The sequence below is a fragment of the Anabaena sp. UHCC 0399 genome (genome assembly GCF_034931465.1).
Classification (GTDB): Bacteria; Cyanobacteriota; Cyanobacteriia; order Cyanobacteriales; family Nostocaceae; genus Trichormus; species Trichormus minutissimus.
The window spans coordinates 20,409-30,748 of the sequence record NZ_JAYGGZ010000030.1 but is presented as its reverse complement, the minus strand read 5'-3'; the positions used below and the strand labels follow the sequence as shown (position 1 = coordinate 30,748).

Genomic DNA, 10,340 nt, shown 5'->3' with positions numbered 1-10,340 from the left:
GGTGACAGGGGGAGCAACGCGATTTTTTTTGTGAGATAGGGAGGTAGGGGAGACAAAGTAAAATTTTCTCAGCACTCCCTACTCAGCACTCCCTACTCAGCACTCCCTACTCAGCACTCCCTACTCAGCACTCCCTACTCAGCACTCAGTATTATGAAATTCCAGGATTATCTAATGTTTTGATCTGCTGTAAAATTTGTTCAATTTGGTAAACTTTCTCGTTTCTCTTTTGGGTTTTAAAGATATTTAAAGCTTTTTCTAAAGAAGCTCGTGCTTGATCCTTTTGATTAGTTTGCCATAATGCCTGACCATAATTAATCAGTGCATCACCATAATCAGGATTAATTTCTAAAGCTTTTTTGTATTCGGTAATGGCATCTTCCCAACGACTTTGGCTAGCATACACCACGCCCACTGCATTATAGGCTAAAGCATATTTTGAATTGCGGCGAATGGCTTCGCGGTAGGCACTAATCGCAGCTTCTGGTTGGCTCAGACGTGCAAACACATTGCCTAATTGGAAGTTGCCAAAAGTATCTTCGGGATATTTTTTTAGCAGTTGACACAGAGTTCTTTCTGCGCCTTTAAAGTTACGCTGATTGTATAAATCATTAGCTTGTTGGATCAGCTGCGATCGCTCTTGTGATGTATCCGCAAACTGTGCTAACTTCTGTACTTGTTTCTGTTGCGGTTTTTGTTCTGGGGTATTTAATGCTGTTTGACAGGCAAACTTTGCTGGTGATTGTTCCTGTGCTTGAGCAGCAATTGGCAACACTAGGGCGATGAGATTCAGCGATACACAGCTAAAAGCTTTCACAAATCCTGATTGCAGTTGACTGTTTGGCTTCATCACCCTCATCCTTATCTTTAATCACGTCCTGATCCCCATAATAACCTGAAGTGCGGCCACATAAGCAATATAGGGAAAATAGGGAAGTGAGAAGATGTAGCTATAAGCAGTATCTTGCAAGCGATCAAACGAATTTATTTTCATAGAATAAATTTGGTGTGTTCATGTTAATTGATTTCTTTGGTCGTACCAACTATTGACTAGTGAAATAATATTATCTATCGCTTGATTATCGAGTTTTTTAAGTTCATTATTATCACGTAATTGTAAGCCCGCATTATTTTCAGATTTAATAATAGGCTCTAAAATCCATTGATAGTAACCTTGATCATTATCTAAAGTGAAGAAAAATAGGCACACTGGAAATGGTAAATCTCTCAGCAAAGTTTGATGATTATGACTATTTTTTAATTTAAAAACTTCGCCATTTTGCGTTAAACTATCCGAAGAAATTTTAGCTTTGACTTCGACACCAAAGAGCCTACCACTATACATACTATCTTTGGTGATTGTGACGAGGAAGTCTAAGCCTGCTGTATTTTTTTGTGACGGAGAAACAATCAAATCATCACGACGAGTTAAATACACCATCGCCAGAGCTTCTGAACGTAAACCAATATACCAAGGTTGTTCTGTTTGCATCTTTCTATCTCCATTCTTGATCAGGAAATTGCGAAGCTAAATTTTTCGGTTTGCATTGAGTCCAAAAATTATTTACTTCATTCCAAAGAATTTGTCTATTTTGTTTATTAATCAAAAAATTAGTAGATAAACTTGAGAGAGATTTTAAATTTTCGCCGTTTGCAGAAACTATATAACCTGTTTCATTAATTTCATCAATTCCAACTATATAAGTTGGTGCTGGATATGATGCTAAACCAATCACACTTTGTTCTTTAACTTGTATTTTCAGGCGATTGAGTTTTTTTGTATAACCTTTTCTTGTAGTTTTGACTTGTACAAAGAAGTAGGGAATATATGAACCAGTGCCTACTAACTCCACGATAAAATCAATATACTGCCATTTATCTCCTAAAAACTGGGGCTTAAAAATTGGGCCAGCATCCGAGTGAAATTCGGTTATTAAAAGTTTAAATAGTGCTTCTCCTCTCTCTCCCAGTGCATCCCTCATGTTTTTGCATATACCTCTATCTTAATTCAAGATATAAATTAATTTTATCAAGACAATATAGGGTAATAAATTTTACTTACCCTATATATGTTTTACGCATTCATACTAAACTAAGCACCTTCCCTTAATTTATCTAAGACGCTTCTATCTTCCAGGGTGGAAGTATCCCCAGATACCTCTTGACCAGCAGCGAGATTCCGTAGTAATCGCCGCATAATCTTACCCGATCGCGTTTTGGGCAATGCGTCAGTAAAGCGGATTTCTCCAGGACGGGCGATCGCACCAATTTCTGCAACTACGTGTTTTTTGAGTTCTTTACTCAAATCTTCACTGGCTTGATAAGTCCCTTCTAGAGTGACAAAAGCAACCACTTCCTCGCCTTTGAGTTCATCCGGCTTACCTACTACCGCCGCCTCAGCCACTGCTGGGTGAGAAACTAAGGCTGATTCAATTTCCATTGTACCGAGGCGGTGTCCTGAGACATTGAGTACATCATCTACTCGTCCCATCACCCAAAAATAACCGTCTTCGTCTTTTCTCGCCCCATCACCAGCAAAGTAGGTGTACTTACCATCTTTGGGGGGGATATGTTCCCAGTAGGTGCGGCGGAAGCGTTCAGGGTCGCCGTAGACATTCCGCATCATTCCTGGCCAGGGATGGCGTATCGCTAAGTAACCGCCTTCGTTATCACCGACAGAGTTTCCCTCTAAATCCACCACATCAGCCAGAATACCAGGGAAGGGAAGCGTTGCTGAACCTGGTTTAGTAGGAATAGCCCCTGGTAGGGGTGTAATCATAATCCCACCGGTTTCTGTTTGCCACCAAGTATCTACAATTGGGCAACGTTCTCCACCAATGATGCGGTAATACCACATCCAAGCTTCGGGGTTAATTGGTTCGCCGACAGTTCCCAGCAAGCGCAACGAAGACAAGTTACGGGCGTTGGGATGATCTTCGCCCATTTTGATAAATGCCCGAATTGCTGTTGGTGCAGTGTAGAAAATGTTTACGCCGTATTTTTCAATCACATCCCAGAAACAACCAGGATTTGACGCACGCGGCGCACCTTCATACATCAGCGTCGTTGCACCATTAGAAAGAGGGCCGTAGACAATATAGCTATGTCCTGTAATCCAACCCACATCGGCAGTACACCAATACACATCTGTGTCTTGTAAATCAAAGATCCATTTGGTGGTCATGTGGGTGTATAGGTTGTAACCACCTGTGGAATGGACTACACCCTTCGGTTTGCCTGTACTACCAGAAGTGTAGAGAATAAACAGCATATCTTCGCTGTCCATTGGTTCGGCGGGACAATCAGCCGATACGCCTTTTTGTAAATCATGCCACCAATGGTCACGTCCTGTTTCCATGTGGGTTTTTTGCCCAGTACGTTGCACTACCAAAACATCTTTAACGCTGGGGACAAGACCATCAGCGATCGCTTTATCAACCTGTTCCTTGAGGGGAACGATCGCATCTTTACGCCAACCACCATCGGCTGTAATCACTAATTTAGCTTCAGCGTCATTTAAGCGATCGCGCAAAGCCTCCGCACTGAAACCACCAAACACTACACTATGGGGTGCGCCAATTCTGGCACAGGCTAACATAGCGATCGCCGCTTCGGGAATCATCGGCATATAAATTCCGATGCGATCGCCTTTCTTAACACCCAGTTGCTTCAACACATTAGCAAACTGGCAGACTTCCCGATGTAATTGGGCATAGGTAAGAGTCCGGGAATCCCCAGGTTCTCCTTCCCAAATCAATGCGGCTTTGTTTTTTCTCCACGTAGTTAAGTGTCTGTCAAGACAGTTGTAAGAAATATTTATCTTCCCACCCACAAACCACTTGGCAAACGGTGGTTGCCAATCTAGCACTGTGTCCCATTTTTCAAACCAATGCAACTCTGATGCAGCCAAATCTGCCCAAAATTTCTGTGGATCAGCCTTAGCTTGCTCGTAAATACGCTGATAATCTTCTAGGCTTTTGATTTGGGCAGCTTGCGAAAAATCGCTAGAGGGTTGAAATAGCCGCTTCTCTTGTAGGATTGATTCTATGCTGGACTCAGACATAATGATTGCTGGTAATAGTGTTAGTGTTGTGACTGACAACTATTCTGTACTCAAAGTTACGCAAAAGAGCTTTGATTTTTTTTAAGCTAGGGTAGGGATTTAGACTTATTACTCAATATGGAGTATGATAAAGATTGATAGCTTCTGCATCTACCTACGTCAGTTCATAGTGCAGTTACTTATCGTAGTATTGAAAGATACTGTGTATTTTCTAGATATAAAATATTAATTAATATTTTGGGTTGAAGAAAAATATCAATCGGTCGAAGTATTGCTCATGGCGGCAAAAAGCTATAGTTATAGTAAAGTAGGCGATCGTTTGCAAGCAAAAGACATCAAAGATAAGTTGAAATTGCTGACTGAGCAAGCGTCCTTAATAGATTCTAATTTAGCCAAAAAATTAGATGAAATAAACCGTTGGGTAAAAGACATCAAGCCTGGTTCTCTGACTGCTAAACCATTTGTCCTGGCTTTTCTGTTAGAGGTAATTACGGATTCAACAATTTGGCTGATCATTCAATCCCTACCTTCAGAAGCCGAAAAAGCAGCTAAATTTGCACAAATGACAGCTAATGAAAGGTACTGGTACGGGTATCTGTTTCCAAAATGGATTAATGCTAGCGATGCTAAGTTTTACATCTGGAAACAAAAACTCATGGCAGGGGAGTTTAATCAAGAAGATGATGATATCATTAAAGCTATAGCGCAACATATTGCCAGTAGAAACGGGAATGTTTGGCAACGCTATATTGCAGACCTTTCTATGGCCACAGATTTAATTGTTAGTAATCATCAGCAGCAACCACTCTGCATTCAAGTTACCAGTGTTAGTAAAGAACTAAATCACCAAAAACACCAAGCATGGGAAAGTACGCTACGTTCTTGGGAAATCGAGAGAGGATTATTCTTAAGTTACAATCCTCAAGATGCAAATTTCATCAACCAATTAGTGAATGTCACACTATACAACAGTGACTCTTTGGTTAATGGCAAATATTTAAAATTTTCTTAATTTTTGTCGGAAATTACATAATTTATTGATTTGCCAATGATGGCTTGATATGGCTAACCAAAAAGAAACTAGTAGTTACAATAACCAGATGGAAACATTTACTGAAGCGTTAGCGACAGCCAGACAAATGCAGCAAGACTGGCTAAGTTATGGGTTAAATTTCATCCATGTCTACGTTGATGATGTGGATGGAGATTGGCTAGAAACTTGGGAAAATGATGAGATATTTGCTAACCCAGTGTTAGATCACATCAAAGAGTTTTTGGTAAGTGATGATATTGTAGCTTTAAGGTTACGGCATTACTTAGGCGATCGCTCACTGTTTGATCTAGCAGTAAACTTAGAAGAAATGTGGAGAATTACTCCCTCAACAGACAGATTAGCGACTGTAAAAAATATCTTAGCTATCGGCGAAACAGATGATGTAGAGGTATCAGATTTAGCCGACAGCTTGTTAAAAAAACTAACAGAAATGTTGTGAAACGTTGAATAGATAAATTGTGGAAATCAGGGTTTAGCGCACAGGGACGGCTTGTAATTGTTGTACATGGGTTTTAAAGATATACCATGTTTGACTTTGTTGATTACAAGCCAATGTTTTGTCAAAAGTTACTGTGTAATAATCTTTGAGTCTTTCCACCCGATTACCTTCACGGAACTCTGTATTACTATTGTTATTATCATTAATAGACGCAACAAAAAATTTATCGCCTGATCTAACAGCACACTTTTTATTATTTTCTGTAATTGTGCCTGACTGGCGAAACCAGTTTTCTTGTAGCTTGAAAGTAGTACCTCCATTGGAAGTAACTCTTAAAATCCTGATCACAGGTACACTTTGAGTCTGAGAATAAACAGCCTTAGGAACTACCACACCCAACACTCCACAGACAATACTTAAACCCACAATTAACGGTTTTAGATACAACTTAGTTTTACCAATAGCCATTGAGAATATCCTTAATGTTCAGTATGATTGACATTGTCAATGGCATAATTTTACACGAATCTTGATTCTAGGGAAATCTAGTATTCATCAATAATATATTGCACCTTTCTTAACAAGACCTAAAAAACTGGGTTTTCCAAGTGATAATTCAGGGTTTCAGCTTCAGATTTTCTCAATAAACCCTGTTTTTGACCTTAGAGGATGTTTGAAAAAGGAGACAATCGGATTATTTTTTTATACACGCCTTAACAAAAATGTCAATCAGCGAATTAAAAACTTATTAATAGCAGTGCTTTAATTGCTGAATTAAACCAAACACCTGATTTAGAAAGACTACAAAACGTCAAAAGATTACTCTCTATGGCTAAAATCAAAGTTATTAATAGCTCCTTCATCGTAGACAGAGTCTCCGAACTTCAAAAACTAGGATATTATTGATTAGGTGTATTGGATTACACCATAGTGACTTACTTGCTAGCCGATCGCATAGATACTAATCTCCCCAGAATGTAGCACCTACACGTTAAGCTGGATTAGGGTAGCAATTTGTTGCACTTTTTAGATTAAACTAACTATCCCTGCTACTTTTAAATTTTCCCTGCTTGAGAAACCTGGAATGCTAGACCGAATTTTTGATTACCTGCACTTTCATCTCAGCATTGAAGCCTCTATAGTCCTGCTGATACTGATACTTTTAGAAGCAGTGCTATCTGCTGACAATGCGATCGCGCTGGCCGCCATAGCCCAAGGACTAGAAGATAAAAAACTGGAACGTCAGGCACTCAACATTGGTTTAGTCTTTGCCTATGTGCTGCGAATCACCTTACTGTTGACTGCCACTGAGATCCAAAAATTCTGGCAATTTGAACTGTTGGGTGCTGTATACCTCCTATGGTTGGTATTCCAACACTTTTCTTCAGCAGAAACAAAAGACGACCATCACCACGGGCCGCGTTTTAGCTCATTGTGGCGGGCAATACCGGTAATTGCTTTTACTGACTTAGCATTTTCTTTAGATAGCGTCACAACCGCGATCGCAGTATCTCAAGAAAAGTGGCTAGTGCTAACGGGAACAACCATAGGTATTATTACTCTACGCTTCATGGCTGGCTTATTTATTCGTTGGTTAGATGAATTTGCCAACCTAGAAGATGCCGGATATATCACAGTTTCGTTGGTGGGTTTACGCCTGTTATTGAAGGTAGTAAACGATGATTTTGTCCCACCAGAATGGGTAATGATTACTGCGATCGGTTTAATTTTCGCTTGGGGATTCTCCAAACGCACTCTCATTGAAGTACCCCAAGTTGAACCAGAAAAAAGTGAAGTAACCAAGTGAGGGAATTGGAGACTAGGAATTTTAGATTTTAGATTATTCAATCTAAAATCTAAAATTGCAAATCCACTCATTGACAAGCTGGGGACTGGAAGGTAGAAGTTTTTCTCTGTCTCGACTCCCGACTCCCGACTCAGAACGCAGAACTCAGAACTCAGAACTCAGCACCGGCTAAACGTCGCGCTACCGCTAACAGCACGGGCTAACGCCCCGCTCCGCTAACAGCACTCAGCACTCAGCACTAAATCACTCGTGCAACCAAGGTGTTAAATGAGGTTGCCAATTGACTAATTCTGCATCCGTGAACCACAAGCTAACTTCTCGGACAGCAGTTTCTGGTGCATCAGAACCGTGGATTAGGTTACGACCGATATTAATCCCGAAATCGCCCCGAATTGTTCCTGGTTCTGCGGTTAGGGGATTTGTCGCACCAATCATTTTTCTTGCAGCAGCAATCACACCATCGCCTTCCCAAACCATTGCCACCACTGGGCCAGAAGTGATAAATTCCACTAAACTGGGAAAAAATGGTCTTTCGCGGTGGACATCATAGTGTTTTTGGGCCAATTCCTGACTGACTTTTAAAAACTTCAAACCAACAAGGGTAAAACCTTTGGTTTCAAAGCGACGGATAATTTCGCCTACCAGTCCACGTTGTACGCCATCAGGCTTAATTGCTAAGAATGTGCGTTCCAAAGCTATCTCCCAAAACTTAATAAAATTTTTATTTAGTCAAGAGTCAAGAGTTAAAAGTCCATAGTCTACAAGTTTTTGCTATTGACCATTGACCAGTGACGTTGACCAATCAGAGTTTATCTCAGAAATTATCTCTGAGTGCATATACGTTGCGAAATGAATGCGTTAAATTGTTTATTCGTGGGTGAAACACAGAGGTCAGACATGGGTGTTGAATCAACTGCTACATCGGATGAGGTGGTAAAAGTACCTTCCAACGGCAACAAACTCGAAGGAAAAGGTCACAAACAGAAAAAGCTGTTACCACCAAGTACAGGAGATGTATCTCGCGCTTGGAAAATTGAGGATAGCGAAGATTTATATCGGATTGAAGGTTGGGGAAAACCTTATTTTTCGATTAATGCGGCTGGTCATGTGACTGTTTCTCCCAAAGGCGATCGCGGCGGTTCTCTCGATTTATTTGAACTCGTCAACGCCTTGAAACAGCGTAATTTGGGGCTTCCCCTACTGATTCGCTTTTCAGATATTTTGGAAGACCGGATTGAACGGTTAAATGCTTGTTTTGCGAAAGCGATCGCCCGTTATAATTACCCTGGAGTATATCGTGGCGTGTTTCCTGTCAAGTGTAATCAGCAACGTCATTTGATCGAAGATTTAGTCAGATTTGGCAAACCCCATCAGTTTGGTTTAGAAGCAGGTTCTAAACCAGAATTGATGATTGCCTTAGCTTTATTGGATACCCCAGGCGCATTGCTCGTTTGCAACGGCTACAAAGACCGGGAATACATCGAAACAGCAATGTTGTCCCAACGACTAGGGCAGACCCCCATTATTGTCTTAGAACAGGTGGAAGAGGTCGATTTGGTGATTGCTGCTAGCAACCAATTGGGAATTAAACCAATTTTGGGTGTACGCGCCAAATTAAGCACCCAAGGGATGGGACGCTGGGGTACATCTACAGGCGATCGCGCTAAGTTTGGGTTGACAATTCCCGAAATTATTCAGGCGGTTGACAAGTTGCGTGATGCTGATTTACTCGGTTCTTTGCAATTGTTGCACTTCCATATCGGCTCGCAAATCTCCGCCATTAACGTGATTAAAGATGCCATCCAAGAAGCTAGCCGCATTTACGTGGAACTAGCAGATCAGGGTGCAGATATGAAATACCTCGATGTTGGTGGTGGCTTAGGTGTAGATTATGACGGTTCTCAGACCAACTTCTACGCCTCGAAAAACTACAATATGCAGAACTATGCTAACGACATCGTAGCAGAGTTAAAAGATACCTGTGCAGAACGTCAGATACCTGTACCTACATTGCTAAGTGAAAGTGGTCGAGCGATCGCTTCCCATCAATCGGTACTAATTTTTGATGTTCTCAGTACCAGCGATGTCCCTCTCGATTTACCAGAACCGTTTCAGGAAGGTGAATCCCCAGTGATTAACTATCTGTGGGAAACCTACCAATCAATTAACAAAGAGAACTATCAAGAGTTCTATCACGACGCAACCCAATTCAAGGAAGAAGCTATCAGCCGCTTCAATTTGGGAATTTTGCGCCTCAGAGAACGGGCTAAAGCCGAACGCCTATACTGGGCTTGCTGTCAGAAAATTTTGAACATCATCAGACAGCATGATTACGTACCCGATGAATTGGAAGACCTAGAGAAAATAATGGCTTCCATCTACTATATCAATCTCTCAGTGTTCCAATCAGCACCAGATTGTTGGGCGATCGATCAGCTATTCCCAATTATGCCCATCCATCGCCTAGATGAAGAACCAAAAAGGCGAGGAATTCTAGCAGACCTCACCTGTGATAGCGACGGTAAAATCGACCGTTTTATTGACTTGCGTGATGTCAAATCAGTTTTAGAGTTGCACACTTTCCAACCAGGAGAACCCTATTATCTGGGAATGTTCCTCAATGGAGCTTACCAAGAAATCATGGGCAATTTACACAACCTCTTTGGCGATACCAACGCAGTTCATATTCAATTGACCCCCAAAGGCTACCAAATTGAACACGTAGTCAAAGGCGACACGATGAGCGAAGTAGTTGGCTACGTGCAGTATGACTCCGAGGATTTGGTAGAAAATATCCGCCAGCGTTGTGAAAAAGCCTTAGAAGAAAAGCGCATTACTCTAGCTGAATCTCAAAGACTATTGCAAACCTATGAGCAAAGTCTCAGAAGATACACATATCTGAATAGCTAGGATGGGAAATGGGGACTGGGGATTGGGGAATTGGGCATTGAGGTCATTCTCTACACCCCTAAACCCC

10 protein-coding genes are annotated in these 10,340 nt (G+C 41.2%); 4 read left to right on the top strand and 6 right to left on the bottom strand.

What is annotated here, in order from left to right:
• Window positions 1–151 precede the first annotated feature (151 nt).
• The 4 genes from VB693_RS16815 to acs all read right to left on the bottom strand — a co-directional run bounded on the left by VB693_RS16815 (window position 152) and on the right by acs (window position 4,063).
• Window positions 152–850 (bottom strand): tetratricopeptide repeat protein, encoded by a 699-nt coding sequence (locus tag VB693_RS16815; RefSeq protein WP_323267257.1) that lies wholly within the window; start codon window positions 848–850, stop codon window positions 152–154.
• Window positions 851–1,012: 162 nt separating this feature from the next.
• Complete coding sequence (locus tag VB693_RS16810; protein WP_323267256.1) at window positions 1,013–1,492, bottom strand: DUF4365 domain-containing protein; 480 nt, start codon at window positions 1,490–1,492, stop codon at window positions 1,013–1,015.
• Between the two features lie 4 nt (window positions 1,493–1,496).
• Window positions 1,497–1,982: a DUF4365 domain-containing protein gene (locus tag VB693_RS16805; RefSeq protein ID WP_323267255.1), complete on the bottom strand. Its 486-nt coding sequence runs from the start codon at window positions 1,980–1,982 to the stop codon at window positions 1,497–1,499.
• A gap of 110 nt (window positions 1,983–2,092) precedes the next feature.
• Window positions 2,093–4,063, bottom strand: coding sequence for an acetate--CoA ligase (gene acs / locus VB693_RS16800; protein ID WP_323267254.1), 1,971 nt, complete (start codon window positions 4,061–4,063; stop codon window positions 2,093–2,095).
• 319 nt (window positions 4,064–4,382) lie between these two features.
• On the opposite strand from acs, the gene VB693_RS16795 reads away from it, so the two are divergent.
• Window positions 4,383–5,075: a hypothetical protein gene (locus tag VB693_RS16795; RefSeq protein WP_190698714.1), complete on the top strand. Its 693-nt coding sequence runs from the start codon at window positions 4,383–4,385 to the stop codon at window positions 5,073–5,075.
• Between the two features lie 49 nt (window positions 5,076–5,124).
• Window positions 5,125–5,556: a hypothetical protein gene (locus tag VB693_RS16790; RefSeq protein ID WP_323267253.1), complete on the top strand. Its 432-nt coding sequence runs from the start codon at window positions 5,125–5,127 to the stop codon at window positions 5,554–5,556.
• Between the two features lie 33 nt (window positions 5,557–5,589).
• Here the strand turns inward: VB693_RS16790 and VB693_RS16785 are convergent, their stop codons facing one another.
• On the bottom strand, window positions 5,590–6,024 hold the full coding sequence (locus VB693_RS16785) for a hypothetical protein (RefSeq protein ID WP_323267252.1): 435 nt from the start codon (window positions 6,022–6,024) through the stop codon (window positions 5,590–5,592).
• A gap of 616 nt (window positions 6,025–6,640) precedes the next feature.
• On the opposite strand from VB693_RS16785, the gene VB693_RS16780 reads away from it, so the two are divergent.
• Window positions 6,641–7,363 (top strand): TerC family protein, encoded by a 723-nt coding sequence (locus tag VB693_RS16780; RefSeq protein ID WP_323267251.1) that lies wholly within the window; start codon window positions 6,641–6,643, stop codon window positions 7,361–7,363.
• 243 nt (window positions 7,364–7,606) lie between these two features.
• Here the strand turns inward: VB693_RS16780 and ndk are convergent, their stop codons facing one another.
• On the bottom strand, window positions 7,607–8,056 hold the full coding sequence (gene ndk / locus VB693_RS16775) for a nucleoside-diphosphate kinase (RefSeq protein WP_323267250.1): 450 nt from the start codon (window positions 8,054–8,056) through the stop codon (window positions 7,607–7,609).
• 204 nt (window positions 8,057–8,260) lie between these two features.
• Between ndk and speA the strand changes: the two genes are divergently transcribed.
• On the top strand, window positions 8,261–10,273 hold the full coding sequence (gene speA / locus VB693_RS16770) for a biosynthetic arginine decarboxylase (protein WP_190698405.1): 2,013 nt from the start codon (window positions 8,261–8,263) through the stop codon (window positions 10,271–10,273).
• The last annotated feature ends 67 nt before the right edge of the window (window positions 10,274–10,340 follow it).

Excerpts from the sequence above, each read along its gene's own strand:
- VB693_RS16815 (WP_323267257.1), bottom strand. The coding sequence starts at position 850 with ATGAAGCCAAACAGTCAACTGCAATCAGGATTTGTGAAAGCTTTTAGC.
- VB693_RS16810 (WP_323267256.1), bottom strand. The coding sequence starts at position 1,492 with ATGCAAACAGAACAACCTTGGTATATTGGTTTACGTTCAGAAGCTCTG.
- VB693_RS16805 (WP_323267255.1), bottom strand. The coding sequence starts at position 1,982 with ATGAGGGATGCACTGGGAGAGAGAGGAGAAGCACTATTTAAACTTTTA.
- acs (WP_323267254.1), bottom strand. The coding sequence starts at position 4,063 with ATGTCTGAGTCCAGCATAGAATCAATCCTACAAGAGAAGCGGCTATTT.
- VB693_RS16790 (WP_323267253.1), top strand. The coding sequence starts at position 5,125 with ATGGCTAACCAAAAAGAAACTAGTAGTTACAATAACCAGATGGAAACA.
- VB693_RS16785 (WP_323267252.1), bottom strand. The coding sequence starts at position 6,024 with ATGGCTATTGGTAAAACTAAGTTGTATCTAAAACCGTTAATTGTGGGT.
- VB693_RS16780 (WP_323267251.1), top strand. The coding sequence starts at position 6,641 with ATGCTAGACCGAATTTTTGATTACCTGCACTTTCATCTCAGCATTGAA.
- speA (WP_190698405.1), top strand. The coding sequence starts at position 8,261 with ATGGGTGTTGAATCAACTGCTACATCGGATGAGGTGGTAAAAGTACCT.